At 62.0% G+C, this 17,045-nt stretch carries 15 protein-coding genes; 9 read left to right on the top strand and 6 right to left on the bottom strand.

Annotated features, from left to right (window positions below; translation table 11 throughout):
- Nucleotides 1-127 precede the first annotated feature (127 nt).
- From ribBA to nrdR, 4 genes are read right to left on the bottom strand one after another with little or no spacing between them, the layout of a single operon-like run.
- Nucleotides 128-1,219, bottom strand: coding sequence for a bifunctional 3,4-dihydroxy-2-butanone-4-phosphate synthase/GTP cyclohydrolase II (gene ribBA, locus DU29_RS0109970; protein ID WP_028621587.1), 1,092 nt, complete (start codon nt 1,217-1,219; stop codon nt 128-130).
- A gap of 31 nt (nt 1,220-1,250) precedes the next feature.
- The gene (locus tag DU29_RS0109965) at nt 1,251-1,916 is read right to left on the bottom strand and encodes a riboflavin synthase (protein WP_028621586.1); all 666 of its coding nucleotides are present in this window, start codon (nt 1,914-1,916) and stop codon (nt 1,251-1,253) included.
- Nucleotides 1,917-1,962: 46 nt separating this feature from the next.
- Nucleotides 1,963-3,096: a bifunctional diaminohydroxyphosphoribosylaminopyrimidine deaminase/5-amino-6-(5-phosphoribosylamino)uracil reductase RibD gene (ribD, locus tag DU29_RS0109960; RefSeq protein WP_028621585.1), complete on the bottom strand. Its 1,134-nt coding sequence runs from the start codon at nt 3,094-3,096 to the stop codon at nt 1,963-1,965.
- Nucleotides 3,093-3,557, bottom strand: a complete 465-nt coding sequence (nrdR, locus tag DU29_RS0109955) for a transcriptional regulator NrdR (RefSeq protein ID WP_003228656.1) — start codon at nt 3,555-3,557, stop codon at nt 3,093-3,095. The genes ribD and nrdR overlap by 4 nt, the downstream gene beginning before the upstream one ends.
- A gap of 117 nt (nt 3,558-3,674) precedes the next feature.
- Between nrdR and DU29_RS0109950 the strand changes: the two genes are divergently transcribed.
- The 3 genes from DU29_RS0109950 (at nt 3,675) to trxA (ending at nt 5,868) form a co-directional block, all read left to right on the top strand.
- Entirely contained in the window at nt 3,675-4,145 is a 471-nt protein-coding gene (locus tag DU29_RS0109950; RefSeq protein WP_028621584.1) for a YbaY family lipoprotein, read from the top strand.
- Nucleotides 4,142-4,798, top strand: a complete 657-nt coding sequence (locus DU29_RS0109945; protein ID WP_028621583.1) for a class I SAM-dependent methyltransferase — start codon at nt 4,142-4,144, stop codon at nt 4,796-4,798. The genes DU29_RS0109950 and DU29_RS0109945 overlap by 4 nt, the downstream gene beginning before the upstream one ends.
- Nucleotides 4,799-4,995: 197 nt before the next feature.
- Nucleotides 4,996-5,868, top strand: coding sequence for a thioredoxin (trxA, locus tag DU29_RS0109940; protein WP_028621582.1), 873 nt, complete (start codon nt 4,996-4,998; stop codon nt 5,866-5,868).
- Between the two features lie 311 nt (nt 5,869-6,179).
- On the opposite strand, the gene DU29_RS0109935 is transcribed toward trxA, so the two are convergent.
- Nucleotides 6,180-6,524, bottom strand: a complete 345-nt coding sequence (locus DU29_RS0109935; RefSeq protein WP_028621581.1) for a hypothetical protein — start codon at nt 6,522-6,524, stop codon at nt 6,180-6,182.
- Between the two features lie 134 nt (nt 6,525-6,658).
- On the opposite strand from DU29_RS0109935, the gene DU29_RS0109930 reads away from it, so the two are divergent.
- From DU29_RS0109930 to DU29_RS0109910, 5 genes are all read left to right on the top strand, one after another.
- Nucleotides 6,659-7,243, top strand: coding sequence for a DUF2796 domain-containing protein (locus tag DU29_RS0109930; RefSeq protein ID WP_028621580.1), 585 nt, complete (start codon nt 6,659-6,661; stop codon nt 7,241-7,243).
- Nucleotides 7,244-7,404: 161 nt separating this feature from the next.
- A complete protein-coding gene (locus DU29_RS0109925) occupies nt 7,405-8,115 on the top strand; it encodes an ABC transporter ATP-binding protein (protein WP_028621579.1) in 711 nt (236 codons plus the stop codon).
- Between the two features lies 1 nt (nt 8,116).
- Complete coding sequence (locus tag DU29_RS0109920) at nt 8,117-9,382, top strand: ABC transporter permease (RefSeq protein WP_028621578.1); 1,266 nt, start codon at nt 8,117-8,119, stop codon at nt 9,380-9,382.
- A gap of 11 nt (nt 9,383-9,393) precedes the next feature.
- Nucleotides 9,394-9,912: a DUF3299 domain-containing protein gene (locus DU29_RS0109915; protein ID WP_028621577.1), complete on the top strand. Its 519-nt coding sequence runs from the start codon at nt 9,394-9,396 to the stop codon at nt 9,910-9,912.
- A gap of 342 nt (nt 9,913-10,254) precedes the next feature.
- Nucleotides 10,255-10,953: an OmpW/AlkL family protein gene (locus DU29_RS0109910; RefSeq protein WP_028621576.1), complete on the top strand. Its 699-nt coding sequence runs from the start codon at nt 10,255-10,257 to the stop codon at nt 10,951-10,953.
- Nucleotides 10,954-11,353: 400 nt separating this feature from the next.
- Here the strand turns inward: DU29_RS0109910 and DU29_RS0109905 are convergent, their stop codons facing one another.
- Nucleotides 11,354-12,238 (bottom strand): sugar nucleotide-binding protein, encoded by an 885-nt coding sequence (locus DU29_RS0109905; RefSeq protein ID WP_028621575.1) that lies wholly within the window; start codon nt 12,236-12,238, stop codon nt 11,354-11,356.
- A gap of 401 nt (nt 12,239-12,639) precedes the next feature.
- Between DU29_RS0109905 and DU29_RS0109900 the strand changes: the two genes are divergently transcribed.
- A complete protein-coding gene (locus tag DU29_RS0109900; RefSeq protein ID WP_028621574.1) occupies nt 12,640-16,956 on the top strand; it encodes a DEAD/DEAH box helicase in 4,317 nt (1,438 codons plus the stop codon).
- The last annotated feature ends 89 nt before the right edge of the window (nt 16,957-17,045 follow it).

Below are 17,045 nucleotides of genomic sequence, written 5' to 3'. Positions count from 1 at the left end.
GGCGAGGGAGCTTGCTCCCGCTGGGCTGCGTAGCGGCCCCAAAACAGAGGGCTGCTACGCAACCCAGCGGGAGCAAGCTCCCTCGCCACAATGTTTCCAAGTCAACAATGCCGAAATCTGCGCGTCATTATTCGGAGGGCACGTATTCTACAACTTCCAGATCGAAACCGGATATCGCATTAAATTTCATCGGCGCACTCATCAGGCGCATTTTGCGTACACCCAGGTCGCGAAGAATCTGCGAACCGGCACCGACGATGCTGTAGGTGGTCGGTTTTTTCACGGGTGCATGATCAGCGGTTTCACGGATGTGCGCGAGCAACACGTCGCCATCCAGCGGATGACCCAGCAGCAACACCACGCCGCTGCCGGCCTCGGCCACGGCGGCCATGGCGGCACGCAGGCTCCAGCGGCCCGGTTGTTTGACCATCAACAGGTCGCGCAGAGGGTCCATGTTGTGCACGCGCACCAGCGTTGGTTCCTCAGCGCACACCTTGCCCAGGGTCAGGGCCATGTGCACGTCGCCTTCCACGGAATCACGATAGGTCACCAGATTGAATTGGCCCAGTTCGCTGTCCAGCGGCTGCTCGGCAATCCGCTGAACGGTACGTTCGTGGATCATCCGGTAGTGAATCAAGTCGGCGATGGTGCCGATCTTGATGTTGTGCTCGGCCGCGAAAGCCTCAAGCTCGGTGCGACGGGACATGGTGCCGTCGTCGTTCATCACTTCGCAGATCACGCCGCTCGGCTCGAAACCGGCCATGCGCGCCAGGTCGCACGCTGCTTCAGTGTGACCGGCGCGCGCGAGGGTGCCACCGGCCTGGGCCATCAGCGGAAAAATATGGCCGGGGCTGACGATGTCCTCAGCCTTGGCGTCTTTCGCGGCAGCCGCTTGCACGGTGCGCGCACGGTCGGCCGCGGAGATGCCGGTGGTGACCCCGGTGGCAGCTTCAATCGACACGGTAAACTTGGTGCCGAACCCGGAACCGTTGCGCGGCGCCATCAGCGGCAGCTTCAACAGTTCGCAGCGCTCGCGGCTCATCGGCATGCAGATCAGGCCACGGGCATGCTTGGCCATGAAGTTGATGTGCTCGGCCTGGCAGCACTCGGCAGCCATGATCAGATCGCCTTCGTTCTCGCGGTCTTCGTCATCCATGAGGATGACCATCTTGCCTTGGCGGATGTCTTCTACCAGTTCTTCGATGCTATTGAGCGCCACTAGGCACCCCCCTTCTTTCAAAAATTGAGCTTCAGGATTTGAGGTAGCCGTTTTGGGCCAGAAAGCTTTCAGTAATGTTGCCAGACTTTGCCGGCTCTGCAGCCTTGTCCCCCAATAGCAGCCGCTCCAGATAACGCGCCAGCAAGTCGACTTCCAGGTTGACCCGACGGCCTGGCTGGTAGGACGCCATGATGGTTTCGCTGAGGGTGTGCGGAATGATTGTCAGCAGGAACTCGGCGCCATCGACCGCATTCACGGTCAGGCTGGTGCCGTCGACGGTGATCGAGCCTTTATGCGCGATGTATTTGGCCAGTTCTTTCGGCGCACGAATGCGGAATTCCACAGCGCGCGCATTCTCGCTGCGGGCAACCACTTCGCCGACGCCATCGACGTGACCGCTGACCAGGTGCCCGCCGAGGCGAGTGGTCGGGGTCAGGGCTTTTTCCAGGTTGACCGGGCTGCCGCTTTTCAAGTCGTTCATCGCGGTGCAGTCGAGTGTTTCGCGGCTGACGTCGGCAGCGAAACCGTTGCCTGGCAGCTCGACCGCCGTTAGGCAGACGCCGTTGACCGCAATGCTGTCGCCCAGTTTGACGTCGCTCAAATCGAGCTTGCCGGTTGCTACGTGAACGCGAACATCTCCGCCTTTAGGGGTCAACGCACGGATACTGCCGATGGATTCGATGATGCCGGTAAACATGGAGTTCTCCTCGAGAACAGGGCCGACGCGTGGCGCAGGCCGGGAATTATACGCCGGCCGCCGGCGAAGGAATGGCAGTGACTCGCCAGTCATCGCCAACCGCGCGGATTTCGGTGATTTTGAGCTCGGGCGCGTCTTTCATCTGCGCCAGTGGCCAGTTCAGCAGTGGACGTGCCGAGGAGCCGAGAAACTTGCCGGCGATGAATATCTGGAATTCGTCCACCAGCCCTTGCTGAGCAAAAGCACCGGCGAGACGCGGGCCAGCTTCGACCAGCACTTCGTTGACCCCGCGATGGGCGAGTTCGACCAGCAACTTGCGCAGGTCGACCAAGCCATCTTCGCCAGCCACGATCAGGCATTCCGGCCCGTTGGCGTACTGTTCTTCAATGGCCATGCAGGTGGCGACCAGTACCGGACCTGCCTTGAAAAACGGCGCATCCAGCGGCACGCGCAGACGGCCGTCGATCAGCACGCGCAGCGGCGGGCGACTCATGACCAGCGCCGTTTGCGCGGCGTCCAGGCCCAATTCATCCGCACGCACGGTCAAGCGGGCGTTGTCCGCCAGCACCGTGTCGGCGCCGGTGAGCACCACGCTGGCTTGCGCACGCAAGCGTTGCACCGCCGAGCGCGCCGCCGTGCCGGTGATCCATTGGCTCTCGCCGCTTTCCATCGCCGTGCGGCCGTCGAGACTCATGGCCAACTTCACTCGCACGAACGGCAGGCCGTGTTCCATGCGCTTGAGAAAACCTTCGTTGAGCTTGCGCGCCTCGCCTTCCAGCACGCCGCTCTGGGTGGCAATGCCGGCTTGGGACAAGCGCTGAAGGCCACGCCCGGCGACTTCAGGATTGGGGTCCTGCATGGCTGCAACCACCCGTGCAACACCGGCATTCACCAGCGCATCGGCACAGGGCGGCGTGCGCCCGTGATGGCTGCACGGCTCGAGCGTCACGTAGGCCGTAGCACCTCGCGCCTTGTCGCCAGCGGCACGCAACGCATGCACTTCGGCGTGGGGTTCGCCGGCGCGCTCGTGCCAGCCTTCGCCGACAATCAGCCCATCGCGCACGATCACGCAACCGACGCGCGGGTTTGGGTGCGTCGTGTAATGCCCCTTGCGCGCCAGCTCAAGGGCGCGGGCCATGTAATGGGCGTCGAGGATGGACTGTTCGGCGGGGTTGGTCATTCTTTCACCGGCTCACGGGCCAGGCGATCGATCTCTTCGCGGAACTCGTTGAGGTCCTGGAAGCGTCGATACACGGAGGCGAAACGAATGTAGGCGACTTCGTCGAGCTTTTGCAGCTCGGCCATCACCAGTTCACCGACCACGAGGGATTTGACCTCGCGTTCGCCGGTGGCGCGCAGTTTGTGTTTGATGTGCACCAGCGACGACTCGAGGCGCTCGACACTTACCGGGCGCTTTTCCAGCGCACGCTGCATGCCGGCACGGAGTTTTTCTTCGTCGAACGGCTGGCGGCTGCCGTCGGTTTTAATCAGGCGCGGCAACACCAGTTCGGCAGTCTCGAACGTCGTGAAACGTTCGCCGCAGGCCAGGCATTCGCGCCGGCGGCGGACCTGTTCGCCCTCGGCGACCAGACGCGAGTCGATGACCTTGGTGTCGTTGGCACCGCAGAAGGGACAGTGCATGGTGGCAGGCAACAAAAAAAGGGAGGGCCATGGTAGCGCATCCCGGTGGCAAGACAAGCCATAGGGTTTGCGGTATACAGACGGCCTATAGATGGATTTACCCTGCTGGAGCCGCCCATGTCGTTACGCCCGCTTGTTTTGCTCAGTCTTTTCAGCCTGCTGGTGGCTTGTAGCAGTGATGCTCCCAAGACCGAGCCGCAACCGCCCAAGCCCGGCCCCGCGCCGCAGCAGGCGCAGAAAAAAGCCAAGGAGGCCGCCGATCTCGGTCCGCTGCCCGCGCATCAGCGTGAATTGAGTGGCACCTTGCAAGGCGTGCCGACCGGCGCCGAAGTCGAGCTGGCGCTGCTGGTGATCGATAACCAGGACCGCCCGCAACAATTGCTCGCCAGTTCCAGCCTGATCGGCACCAATCAGATTTTGCCGTTCCGCCTGCGCTTCAATCCGCAATCGTTCCCGGTCGGTGCCCGCGTTGAACTGCGTGGTCGCGCCAGCCAGTCCGGGCAGTTGATTCTGCACCTGCCGTCGCAAGTCATCACCCAGCCGACGACTCAGGCGATGGGGCAACTGCAGTTCGTCAAAGCGCCATGATTGCACCGCTTGACCTGCAACAGGCGTTGAGTGATTTGCTGGGTGACGCTCAGCTGGCGCCCTGCCAATTGCCGGGTACCGCGCTGAAGCTCTGGCTGATCGACGGCGACAACATGGACCGCGCCTTCAGCCCGGAAGAAACCCGACGGATCTTGCATGAACCGCCGTACTGGAGTTTTTGCTGGGCCAGCGGCCTGGCGGTCGCACGCTATCTTGCCGAGTTCCCGCAGTGGGTCAAAGGCAAACGCGTGCTGGATTTTGGCGCAGGTTCCGGGGTCGCGGGAATTGCTGCCGTGAAGGCCGGCGCGCTGGAGGTGGTGGCCTGTGACCTGGACCCGCTGGCGATCGCTTCATGCCGGGCTAACGCCGAGCTAAATGGCGTGGAACTCAGTTACTCGACAAATTTTTTCGCCGAGGCGGATCGCTTTGATCTGATTCTCGTGGCAGACGTGCTTTACGACCGGGCGAACCTACCGTTGCTCGACGATTTTCTGAGCCGGGGTCGCGAGGCCCTGGTGGCGGATTCGCGGGTCAGGGATTTTCGTCATCCGATGTATCGGCGCATCGAAAGGCTGGAGGCGATGACATTGCCGGATCTGGCCGAGCCTGAAGAGTTTCGGCATGTGAGCCTGTATCACGCGCGGCGCGGCTAGCTAAAAGCTTCGCGAGCAAGCCCGCTCCCACACTTGTCATGTGTCGATCACTAAATCCTGGTTCGCAGATCCAATGTGGGAGCGGGCTTGCTCGCGAAGGAGTCCTGTCAGATGACACATACCCAAAGTCCCCCCGCTTCCAGCCACACCCCGCCAAGCCGTATAGTTGCTCCATCAACGCTTCCAAGAGATCCCCCATGAGTCAGGAAACGCCGTACATCTTCGACGCCACGACTGTCGATTTCGACCAGTCGGTGATCGAGAACTCTTTTCACAAACCGGTGCTGGTGGATTTCTGGGCCGAATGGTGCGCGCCGTGCAAGGTGCTGATGCCGATGCTGCAAACCATTGCCGAGAGCTATCAGGGCGAGTTGCTGCTGGCCAAGGTCAATTGCGATCTGGAACCCGACATCGTCGCTCGATTCGGCATTCGCAGCCTGCCGACCGTAGTGTTGTTCAAGGACGGTCAGCCGGTGGACGGTTTTGCCGGGGCGCAACCGGAATCCGCTGTTCGCACGATGCTGGAACCGCACGTGCAGATGCCACCACCGGCGGCCGCTGACCCGTTTGAACAGGCTCAGGCGCTATTTGACGACAGCCGTTTCGCCGACGCTGAAGCCGTGCTTACGGTGCTGCTCGGCGAAGACAATACCAACGCCAAAGCGCTGATCCTGTATGCCCGCTGCCTGACTGAACGCGGCGAGCTGGGCGAAGCCCAAACCGTACTCGACGCGGTCAAGAGCGACGAGCACAAGGCTGCACTGGCCGGTGCCAAGGCGCAGATCCAGTTTCTCGGCCAGGCCAAGGATTTGCCCGATGCCGCGGACCTGAAAGCAAGACTGGCGAAAAACCCGCAGGACGATGAAGCGGTGTATCAGCTGGCGATCCAGCAATTGGCGCGCCAGCAATACGACGCTGCGCTGGATGCGCTGCTCAAGCTGTTCGTGCGTAATCGCAGCTACAACGAAGGCCTGCCGCACAAGACGTTGCTGCAGGTGTTCGAGCTGCTGGGCAACGATCATCCGCTGGTGACCACCTACCGCCGCAAGCTGTTTGCTGCGTTGTATTGATCGCTCCATCGGAAATGACCGCGGCATCGCATCTGCCACCGCTCCGTAGGAGCCGGCTTGCTGGCGATCGCCACGCCGCGGTGTGCCTGACAAACCGCGTGATCGTTCATCGCCAGCAAGCCGGCTCCTACGGTCATCCAGCTGTCAGCGGCGTATCTGCGCCGCTGCGTTGTATTGATCGCTCCATTGGAAATGACCGCGGTATTGCATTTGCCCCGGCCCTGTAGGAGCCGGCTTGCTGGCGATAGGCGCGCCGCGGTGTGTCTGACAAACCGCGTGATCGTTCATCGCCAGCAAGCCGGCTCCTACGGTTATTGCGCAATCCAGCTGTAAAGCGGCGTATCCCCGCCGCTCGTCACTTTCACTTCCGCACAATGGCGCAAGCGCACTAGCAGGCGCTTCCCGGAGCCTGGACTGCCGGTCAATCCTTCCAGCTGCTCAAGCAACTCCGGACCACTCAGATGCCCGGCCTTGCGCAGTAAATCCTTGGCGATCTGCCACTGCGAATCGTCCTGATTCATCGGCTTGGCGGGCGTCACACCGGTTTCAGGTTTGGCCACCTGCAACTGCGCGCCGAGCCTTGCCCAGTCGTCATCGTCCATCTCCAGGGTCAAATCCACCGGCCACTCGCCGATGCTTCCGCGTATCCGCAACATGAGTCTGCTCCCGCACATTTCTGACCTGCATGCTCCCACGGGACTTGTGCAACGCCAAGCAGACGGTCAAACTCTTGCGCTTTCGTTATAAGATTACATAACAATTTTTTCACCTCACTTCCCGGAGACTTGCCATGCGCCGTCTAATGCTCGCTTTGCCGTTCGCCCTGTTGCCGCTGGCCGTTGCTCACGCCGCTGAAGAACATGACCACGATCATGAACACGGCAGCCTCGCCGCCCACGAACACGGCGTAGGTCGTTTGAATGCGGCGCTGGATGGCCAGACCCTGGAACTGGAGCTGGAAAGCCCGGCGATGAACCTGGTCGGCTTCGAACATGCCGCTACCACCGACGCCGACAAGGCCAAGGTGGCTGCCGTTAGGGCGCAGCTGGAGAAGCCACTGAACCTGTTCAATCTGCCAAAAGCCGCCGGGTGCGTGGTTGCGACCCAGGCACTGGAGAGTCCATTGTTCGGTGATAAAGCCGATGCCCATGATGATCACGACGAAGACGCCAAGGACGAGCATCATCACGAACACAGCGAAATTCATGCGCACTACCAGTTCAAATGTGCGGCACCTGGCGCACTGAAAACCCTGGAACTGGCGAACATTTTCACTACGTTCCCGGCGACCCAGAAAATTCAGGTACAACTGATCAGCCCGAGCGGCCAGCAAGGCGTTGAAGTGACGGCCAAGGCTGCTGCCCTGAAATTCTGATCACACCAAAAACCCTGTGGGAGTGAGCCTGCTCGCGATGAGGTCCGGACATTCAAAATGTTTGTTGACTGACACGCCGCCATCGCGAGCAGGCTCGCTCCCACAGGTGGAATGTATGAGTTTGAAATCGAGACCGTATCCAACCCAATGAAACCGGCGCCATGACCCAAGCACTCATCGAACTGTCCGACCTGAGCTTCAGCTGGCCCGGTCACCCGCCTCTGCTGGACATCCCGGCGTTTCGCCTTGAGCCCGGCGAGACCCTGTTCCTCAAAGGCCCCAGCGGCAGCGGCAAGACCACCCTGCTCGGTTTGCTCGGCGGCGTGCAGAAGCCCGATCGCGGCAGCATTCGCTTGCTCGGCCAGGAACTGACCGAACTCAATGCCAGTGCGCGCGATCGATTTCGCGTCGATCACACCGGCTACATTTTCCAGCAGTTCAACCTGCTGCCGTTTCTCTCGGTGCGCGAAAACGTCGAGTTGCCTTGCCACTTTTCCAGGCTGCGGGCCGAGCGGGCGATCCAGCGTCACGGCAGTGTCGATCAGGCCGCCGCCACCCTGCTCGCCCACCTCGGGCTGAAAGATCAAAACCTGCTCGGCCGCCGCGCCGACTCGCTTTCCATCGGCCAGCAGCAACGGGTCGCCGCCGCGCGTGCATTGATCGGTCAGCCGGAATTGGTAATCGCCGACGAACCCACCTCGGCCCTCGACTACGACGCCCGCGAAAACTTCATTCGCCTGCTGTTCGCCGAATGCCGCGAGGCGGGTTCGAGCCTGTTGTTCGTCAGTCATGACCAGAGCCTCGCGCCGCTGTTCGATCGCAACCTGTCGCTGGCGCAGCTCAATCGCGCCGCCACCCCGTCCGAGGTCTGAGATGTATTTGTTTCGTCTAGCCATGGCCAGCCTGGCTAACCGCCGCTTTACCGCGATCCTCACCGCGTTCGCCATCGCCCTGTCGGTCTGCCTGCTGCTGGCGGTGGAGCGAGTGCGCACCGAAGCCAAGGCCAGTTTCGCCAGCACCATCAGCGGCACCGACCTGATCGTCGGCGCGCGCTCCGGCTCGGTCAACCTGCTGTTGTATTCGGTGTTCCGCATCGGCAACGCTACCAATAACATCCGCTGGGACAGCTTCGACCACTTCGCCAACAACCCGAAAGTGAAGTGGGCGATCCCGATGTCCCTCGGCGATTCCCATCGCGGTTATCGAGTGATGGGCACCACCGAAGCCTACTTCGAGCATTACCAGTATGGGCGCCAGCAACACCTGGCCCTGGCCGACGGTCGCGCCTTCGCCAGCGACCCGTTCGAAGTGGTGCTCGGTGCCGAAGTCGCCGAAGCGCTGCACTACAAACTCGGCGACAAGCTGGTGCTGGCCCATGGCGTGGCGGTGATCAGCCTGGTCAAACACGACGATAAACCGTTCATCGTGGTCGGCATTCTCAAGCGCACCGGCACACCGGTGGATCGCACGCTGCACATCAGCCTCGGCGGCATGGAAGCGATTCACGTCGATTGGCATAACGGTGTGCCCGCGCGCGGAACCGGTCGTATCAGCGCCGATCAGGCGCGCAACATGGACCTGACGCCGCAGGCAATCACCGCGTTCATGCTCGGCCTCAACAGCAAGATTTCGACCTTCGCGCTGCAACGCGAGATCAACGAGTTTCGTGGCGAACCGATGCTGGCGATCCTGCCTGGCGTGGCGCTGCAGGAATTGTGGAGCCTGATGAGCACGGCCGAAAAAGCGCTGTTCGTGGTCTCGCTGTTCGTCGTGCTGACCGGGTTGATCGGCATGTTGACGGCGATTCTCACCAGCCTCAATGAACGACGGCGCGAGATGGCGATTCTGCGTTCGGTAGGCGCACGGCCGTGGCATATCGCAACGTTGCTGGTGCTTGAGGCATTTGCGTTGGCGCTGTCCGGCGTGATCGCAGGCGTTGCCCTGCTTTACGCGGGCATCGCCCTCGCGCAGGGTTACGTGCAGGCCAATTACGGCCTGTATCTGCCGCTGGCCTGGCCAAGCGAATATGAATGGACGCTACTCGGTGGCATCCTTGTCGCCGCGCTGCTGATGGGCAGCGTGCCGGCGTGGCGCGCGTATCGCCAATCCCTGGCCGATGGCCTTTCGATCCGACTATGAGGACGTTAATGATGCCCCGCGCTGTACTTGCGCTGTTGATGCTGGTCGCCCTGCCCCTGTGGGCGGCCGAGCCGAAAGAGCTGACCTGGTCGGAAATGATCCCGCCAGACGCCATGCCGGAAGTACCGAACATGACGCCGCTGCATGACATGTCGCAAATGAGCGACGCGCTGGCCGCCGAAGCCGCCCCCGCCGCCAAGCAGGACATGCCGAATGCACCGGTGGTGAAGGCGCTCGACGGCCAGAACATTCGTCTGCCGGGCTATATCGTGCCGCTGGAAGTGAGCGAGGAAGGCCGCACCACAGAGTTCCTGTTGGTCCCGTATTTCGGCGCCTGCATCCACGTGCCGCCACCGCCGTCCAATCAGATCGTGCACGTAAAAAGCGAAGTCGGGGTGAAGCTTGACGAGCTGTATCAACCCTACTGGATCGAAGGCGCGATGCAGGTCAAGCCGTCGACCAGCGAACTCGCAGATGCCGGGTATCAGATGGCGGCGGACAAGATTTATGCGTATGAATTGCCGGAGTGAAACCGGTGGTTTTTCGTCGCTTGAAAATAGCTATCGCGAGCAAGCCCGCTCCCACAGGGAAAAGTGATCAACTGTCGGAGATCTGTGGGATGAACTACCGGAGTAAAACCAGTTGTTTTTCTTCGGATGGAAGATAGCTATCGTCGGAACGCCGCCCGGAGCTGGCTTGCTCCCACAGGGGGAATGCGAATCAACTGTGGGAGCGGGCTTGCTCGCAAATAGGCAATGAGCCGCACCACAGAAAAATGGACCATCACGGTTTCATTGAGCTGAGTCAAAAGACCGAATACTTAGGTGCCTTACCATTGGACATCGAATTCTTTTATGCCCTTTGGAGCCCCCATGAACAAGTCCTTGCTCGGCGCCTCGCTGATTTCCCTCGCGCTCGCAGCCCCGCTCGCCTACGCCCACGAGGCGGGTGACATCCTCGTTCGCGCCGGTGCAATCACCGTCAATCCGAAAGCCGACAGTTCCAGTGTCAAGGTCGATCAGGGCCCGCTGAAAGGCGCGGACCTGGGCGGCAAGGCAACCATGAGCAGCGACACACAACTGGGCCTGAACTTCGCGTACATGTTCAGCAGCCACTGGGGGATCGAGCTGCTCGCTGCCTCGCCGTTCGAGCACGACGTGAAGCTTAAGGGCACCGCTCTGGGCGCAGCCAATGGCAAACTCGGCACGCTGAAACACCTGCCACCAACCTTGAGCGTTGTTTACTACCCCTTGGACGGCAAATCCGCGTTCCAGCCTTACGTCGGCGCCGGCATCAACTACACCTGGATCTACGACGAACATGTCGGCAGTCAGGCGCAGGCCAATGGCTTCAGCAATTTCAAGGCAAAAAACTCATGGGGCATGGCGTTCCAGGTCGGCGCTGACTACATGATCACCGACAAGATCATGCTCAACGCCCAGGTGCGCTACATCGACATCGACACCCAAGCCACCGTGGAAAATAACGCAGTGGCCCCGGGCACTCGCGCCAAGGTTAACGTGGATGTGGACCCGTTCATCTACATGGTGGGTCTGGGCTACAAGTTCTAACCCATTTGCAAACAGGCGTGAACGACGACACTTAAACCGGAAGCCCAGCGGCGCCTCCGGTTTTTTTTCGCGAGCAGGCTCGCTCCCACAGATGATTGCGCTTTCTGTGGGGCCGAGCCTGCTCGCGATGGTGGTGAACGACGACACTTAAACCGGAAGCCCAGCGGCGCCTCCGGTTTTTTTTCGCGAGCAGGCTCGCTCCCACAGATGATTGCGCTTTCTGTGGGGCCGAGCCTGCTCGCGATGGTCGTGAACGATGACTCGCCAAACCGGATGCCCAGCTGTGTCTCTGGTTTTTTCGCGAGCAGGCTCACTCCCACAGGTGATTGCGTTTTCTGTGGGAGCGAGCCTGCTCGCGATGGTCGTGAACGATGATGCGTTAACCCGGATGCCCAAGTCGTCAGCCGTGGCGATAGAAGCGGTCCAGCAAGCCCGGTAGCGCCGCCCGCCAGGCGCGGGGTTTGATCCCGAAGGTATGCAGAATTTTCTTGCAGGCCAGCACCGCGTGCTGCGGTTCTTCGGCAGCGTCCGGGCGCGCGGCGTGGGCTTGCGCGGTCGGCGCTTCGATGGCCAGCGGATGCAGCGCGCGGGCTTCGGTGATAATCGCCTGACCGAGCGCCAACGGCGTGGTCGCCTCGTGCCCGGCGTAGTGGTAAGTACCCCACAGCGGCGCCGCGCAATCGAGTTGCTTGAGCACCGAAATGATCACCCGCGCCGCATCGTCCACCGGCGTCGGATTGCCACGACGGTCATCGGCCATGAGCAATTCTGCAGGGTTTTCGGCGCGGGCGAGAAAGCGTCCGAGGGTGCCGTCGGGGCTGTCATCGAGTAGCCAGCCGAAACGCAGCAGCACATGCTGCGGGCACGTCGCACGCACACTTTGTTCGATCCGCCACAAGGCCTGACCACGTTGCCCCAGCGGCACCGGTTCATCTTTTTCGCTGTAGGCGGTCGCGCGCGAACCGTCGAACACGCGATAGCTCGACGGTTGCAGCAGAACGATATTGTGATGCTGGCACAGTTCGGCCAGACGCTCGACAGCACGCTCCTGCCCGGACAGACGCTGTTCGCTGACCGCTTCGGCCTGGAACCAGTCGAAGTAGTAGGCGAGGTTGATCAGCGCGTCCGGGCGGGTGTCGTCGAGCAATTGTGTGAGGCTCGCGGCATCCCAGCCGTCTTGCGGCGGGCGGGGGGCGAGGAAGCCGATGTCTTCCTCCGCACCGAGGCGAATCAGCGCCTGCCCAAGGGCATTCCCGCCACCCAGTAACATAAGGCGCATTCGCATAGAGTCAGCAGGCCCAGTCTGATTGGAACGATGGCTTTATCGACAGCGCCCGCGGGCGATGTTATCGATAGTTGCCGGAATCGTTGCATTTTGCGGGTTTAGAGCGCAACCGTCACTTACAAAGTACGCCAACCCCTGTAGCAGCTGCCGAAGGCTGCGTCCGGGTGCGTTGCGGTCGCCAAGAGGCACGCACCGGCCTGAGCAATAAGATCACCCTGGAACGACTGCTTCGCAGCCGGACGCAGCCTTCGGCAGCTGCTACAAGCTTCATGCATGCCACGGTCTCTGTAGCAGCTGGCGCAGCCTGCGTCTGGCTCGGCACGTTCGGACGCAGCCTTCGGCAGCTGCTACAAGGTTCAGGGATGCTTGCAACTTGAGGTGTCTGCCCGCATAAATTACCCATGAATCTGCCCATTCCCTCGGACGCTGCCCTCAGCGGTTTTCACCCCGCCGTCAGCGCCTGGTTCAACAGTACGTTCCCGGCGGTCACCGCCGCTCAGGCCCGGGCGTGGCCGTTGATTCGCGAGCATCGCTCGACGTTGATCGCTGCGCCAACCGGTTCCGGCAAAACCCTCACCGCGTTTCTCGCTGTGATTGACGACCTGGTCCATCGCGGCCTTGAAACCGACGCCGGGCTGCCCGACGAAACACTTGTGGTCTACGTTTCACCGCTCAAGGCGCTGTCCAACGACATCCAGATCAACCTGCAAAACCCGCTGGCCGGGATTACTGAACAACTGCGCGCGATGGGCCTGCCACCCTTGGAGATCAACACCGCCGTGCGCACCGGCGACACGCCGCAGAAAGAACGCACGGCGATGCGGCGCACGCCGCCGCACATTCTGGTGACCACGCCAGAATCGCTCTACGTGCTGCTCGGCTCCGACTCCGGCCGAAAAATGCTCCAATCCACGCGCACGGTGATCGTCGACGAAATCCACGCGATCGCCGCCAGCAAGCGCGGCAGCCACCTGGCGCTGAGCCTTGAGCGCTTGCAGGCGCTGTGCGCACAGCCATTGATGCGCATCGGCCTGTCGGCGACACAGAAACCGATCGAAGCGGTTTCGCGCTTCCTGGCAGGCCGCGACCGCCCGTGCGAAATCATCGACATCGGCCATGCGCGCCCTCGCGATCTGGGGATTGAAGTGCCGCCCGTGCCGCTGACCGCAGTGATGTCCAACGATGTCTGGCAACTGGTTTACGACCGCCTCGCCGCCCTCGCCCGCGAACACCGCACCACGCTGATTTTCGTCAACACAAGGCGTCTGGCCGAACGCCTCAGCCGCCACCTCAGCGATCGCCTCGGCAAGGAAGCTGTCGCCGCGCACCATGGCAGCCTGGCCAAGGAATTTCGTCTGGACGCCGAACAACGGCTCAAGCGCGGCGAACTGCAAGTGCTGATCGCCACCGCTTCGCTGGAACTGGGCATCGACATTGGTGACGTGGATCTGGTCTGCCAGATTTCCTCGCCACGTTCGATTGCCGCGTTTCTGCAGCGGGTCGGCCGCTCCGGGCACCACGTTGGCGGCACACCCAAAGGCCGGTTGTTCGCCACCACCCGCGACGATTTGATCGAATGCACCGCGCTGCTCGACTGCGTGCGTCGCGGTGAACTCGACACCCTGCAAATTCCCAAGGCACCGCTGGACGTGCTTGCGCAACAGATCATCGCCGAAGTCAGCTGCCAGGAATGGCACGAGCAGGCACTGCTGGAGATGTTCCGCAAAGCCTCGCCTTACGCGGAACTGGACGAACAACATTATCAGGCACTGCTGCACATGCTCGCCGAGGGCTACAACGGTCGTCAGGGCATTCGCAGCGCATTCCTTCACCGCGACGCCGTCACCCGCACCTTGCGCGGTCGCCGGGGCAGCAAGCTGACCGCTGTGACCAGCGGCGGCACCATCCCGGACAACGCCGACTACAGCGTCCTGCTGGAACCGCAAGGGCTAAGCATCGGCAGCGTCAACGAAGACTTTGCGGTGGAAAGCATTGCCGGGGATATTTTCCAGCTGGGTAATACCTCCTATCGAATCCTGCGCGTGGAATCCGGCAAGGTCCGGGTCGAAGACGCGCACGGACAACCTCCGACCATTCCGTTCTGGCTGGGTGAAGCGCCCGGGCGCAGTGCCGAACTTTCATCCGCTGTGGCGCGCCTGCAAGCGCAACTCGATGACTTGCTCAGCGCCACCCCTGGCGACCTGCAACCGGCGCTCGACTGGCTCACCGACACCCTCGGGCTGAACCTCGCCAGCGCCGAACAACTGGTGGATTACCTCGCTCGTGCGCGGCTGACCCTCGGTGCTTTGCCATCGCAGGACACGCTGCTGATGGAACGGTTTTTCGACGAGTCCGGCGGCACTCAACTGGTCATCCACACGCCGTTCGGCAGCCGCATCAATCGCGCCTGGGGCTTGGCGCTGCGCAAGCGCTTCTGTCGCACCTTCAATTTCGAGTTGCAGGCCGCGGCCAGTGAAGACGCGATCATCCTGTCGCTGTCCACCAGCCACAGCTTTGATCTCGATGAAGTTTGGCGTTATTTACCGAGCAACAGCGCCGAGCATGTGCTGATTCAAGCGGTGCTCGATGCTCCGCTGTTCGGTGTGCGCTGGCGCTGGAATGCCGGGGTGGCGCTGGCGCTGCCGCGTTACACCGGCGGGCGCAAAGTGGCGCCGCAGATCCAGCGGATGAAAAGCGAAGACTTGATCGCCAGTGTGTTTCCCGACCAGATCGCCTGCGTGGAAAACCTCGCTGGCGAACGCGAGATTCCGCAGCACCCGCTGGTGGAACAGACCCTCGACGATTGCCTCCACGAAGCCATGGACTGCGAAGGCTGGCTGACGCTGTTGCGGCGCATGGAAAGCGGTGAAGTTCGCCTGATCAGCCGCGACCTGCCGGCGCCCTCGCCGCTCGCGGCAGAAATTCTTAGCGCGCGGCCGTACACCTTTCTCGATGACGCGCCACTGGAAGAGCGTCGTACGCAAGCCGTGCTCAACCGGCGCTGGACCGATCCGCAATCCACCGACGACCTCGGCGCGCTGGATGCCGGGGCGATTCAGGCCGTGCGCGAAGAAGCCTGGCCGACGCCGACCCGCGTGGATGAAATGCATGAGGCACTGATGAGCCTGGCGTGCATCAGCGACGCCGAAGCCTCGGCCAATCCCGAGTGGCCGCAATGGCTGAAGGCGCTGGCGGACAGCGGTCGCGCCTGCCGTTTGCAGATCAATGCCGAGCAATCCTTGTGGGTCGCGCTGGAGCGGCTGACGTGCCTGCGAGCGATTTATCCACAGGCCGGTTTATTCCCGCCGCTGCAAGCGCTGCCCGGATTCGATGAAGCCTGGGAGCCGGACGAAGCCGTGCTGGAAGTGATTCGCGCGCGTCTGAGCGCGTTCGGTCCGATGCCGCTGAATGCGATCGCGCAGCCGTTGGATCTACCGATTGCTCAGGTCACTCAAGCGCTGGCCTGCCTCGAAAGCGAAGGGTATGTGCTGCGCGGCCAATTCAGTCCGGATGCCCGCGAAGAAGAATGGTGCGAACGGCATCTGCTCGCGCGGATTCACCGATATACCGTCAAAAGTCTGCGGCGGGAAATCGAACCCGTGGCGTTGCAGGATTTCATGCGTTTTCTGTTCGACTGGCAGCATCTGTCGGCGGCGAATCAGGGCCAGGGCGCCGCGGTGTTGCCGGCCATTGTCGCGCAGTTCGAGGGCTTCCCCGCCGCCGCTTCGGCGTGGGACAGCGACATTCTGCCGGCACGAATCAAAGGCTATTCGTCGACCTGGCTGGATGATCTGTGCCGCAGCGGCAAACTGGTCTGGACCCGATTGACTGCGCGCAACAAAGGTGCCGGCACGGCGCTGCGCAGCACGCCGATTCTACTGTTGCCACGCAATCAGGTCGGGTTGTGGAGCAGCTTGACCGAGCAGACGCCGGTCGACGAACTGTCGGCGAAAACCCAGAAGGTATACGAAGCGCTCAGCCAGCATGGCGCGCTGTTTTTCGATGAGCTGGTGCATGAAGCGCACCTGCTGCGTGCCGAACTCGAGATCGCGCTGCAGGAACTGGTCGGCGCCGGGCTGGTGAACGCTGACAGCTTCGCCGGGCTTCGCGCACTGATCACACCCGCCAGTAAACGTCAGGCGCGCGGCAGTCGGCGCGGTCGTGGTGCCTTTATCGGCGGCATGGACGATGCGGGGCGCTGGGCGCTGCTGCGACGCGGACCGGCGGCGCCGATTGTTGAGACCAAGCGACCGGCGCCGACGCCCAGCGATACCCTGGAACACATCGCCATGACCTTGCTTCGGCGCTACGGCGTAGTGTTCTGGCGTTTGCTGGACCGCGAGGCGGAGTGGCTGCCAAGCTGGCGCGAATTGCTGCGCACGTTTCATCGTCTGGAAGCGCGCGGCGAGATTCGTGGCGGGCGATTTGTCAGTGGCCTGGCCGGCGAACAGTTTGCGCTGCCGGAGGCGATTCCGTTGCTGCGCGAAGTGCGCCGCCGAGCGCACGATGGTAGTTTGATTGCGGTGTGCGGCGTTGATCCGCTGAACCTTGCCGGCATACTTTTGCCCGGCGTAAAAGTGCCGGCGTTGGCGAGCAATCGGCTGGTGTATCGCGATGGTCTGCCGGTGGCAGCGGTGATTGCCGGCAAGCAGGTGGTGTGGCTGGAAACGGACCAGGCGCTGGCGACTGAACTGCACCGGAAATTGACCGGGTATTGATGGCGCCTGCGCCGGCCCTATCGCGAGCAGGCTCGCTCCCACAGGGGATAGGCGGTGCACACAAATCCTTGTGGGAGCGAGCCTGCTCG

The sequence above is a fragment of the Pseudomonas sp. Ant30-3 genome (assembly GCF_000690905.1).
GTDB lineage: Bacteria > Pseudomonadota > Gammaproteobacteria > Pseudomonadales > Pseudomonadaceae > Aquipseudomonas.
The sequence above is the reverse complement of the archived record's forward strand: the minus strand, read 5'-3'. Positions and strand labels throughout refer to the sequence as shown.

Bases quoted from the DNA above. Each gene is read 5' to 3' on its own strand.
- DU29_RS0109965 (WP_028621586.1), bottom strand. From the start codon at position 1,916: ATGTTTACCGGCATCATCGAATCCATCGGCAGTATCCGTGCGTTGACC.
- ribD (WP_028621585.1), bottom strand. From the start codon at position 3,096: ATGACCAACCCCGCCGAACAGTCCATCCTCGACGCCCATTACATGGCC.
- nrdR (WP_003228656.1), bottom strand. From the start codon at position 3,557: ATGCACTGTCCCTTCTGCGGTGCCAACGACACCAAGGTCATCGACTCG.
- DU29_RS0109950 (WP_028621584.1), top strand. From the start codon at position 3,675: ATGTCGTTACGCCCGCTTGTTTTGCTCAGTCTTTTCAGCCTGCTGGTG.
- DU29_RS0109945 (WP_028621583.1), top strand. From the start codon at position 4,142: ATGATTGCACCGCTTGACCTGCAACAGGCGTTGAGTGATTTGCTGGGT.
- trxA (WP_028621582.1), top strand. From the start codon at position 4,996: ATGAGTCAGGAAACGCCGTACATCTTCGACGCCACGACTGTCGATTTC.
- DU29_RS0109935 (WP_028621581.1), bottom strand. From the start codon at position 6,524: ATGTTGCGGATACGCGGAAGCATCGGCGAGTGGCCGGTGGATTTGACC.
- DU29_RS0109930 (WP_028621580.1), top strand. From the start codon at position 6,659: ATGCGCCGTCTAATGCTCGCTTTGCCGTTCGCCCTGTTGCCGCTGGCC.
- DU29_RS0109925 (WP_028621579.1), top strand. From the start codon at position 7,405: ATGACCCAAGCACTCATCGAACTGTCCGACCTGAGCTTCAGCTGGCCC.
- DU29_RS0109920 (WP_028621578.1), top strand. From the start codon at position 8,117: ATGTATTTGTTTCGTCTAGCCATGGCCAGCCTGGCTAACCGCCGCTTT.
- DU29_RS0109915 (WP_028621577.1), top strand. From the start codon at position 9,394: ATGCCCCGCGCTGTACTTGCGCTGTTGATGCTGGTCGCCCTGCCCCTG.
- DU29_RS0109910 (WP_028621576.1), top strand. From the start codon at position 10,255: ATGAACAAGTCCTTGCTCGGCGCCTCGCTGATTTCCCTCGCGCTCGCA.
- DU29_RS0109905 (WP_028621575.1), bottom strand. From the start codon at position 12,238: ATGCGAATGCGCCTTATGTTACTGGGTGGCGGGAATGCCCTTGGGCAG.
- DU29_RS0109900 (WP_028621574.1), top strand. From the start codon at position 12,640: ATGAATCTGCCCATTCCCTCGGACGCTGCCCTCAGCGGTTTTCACCCC.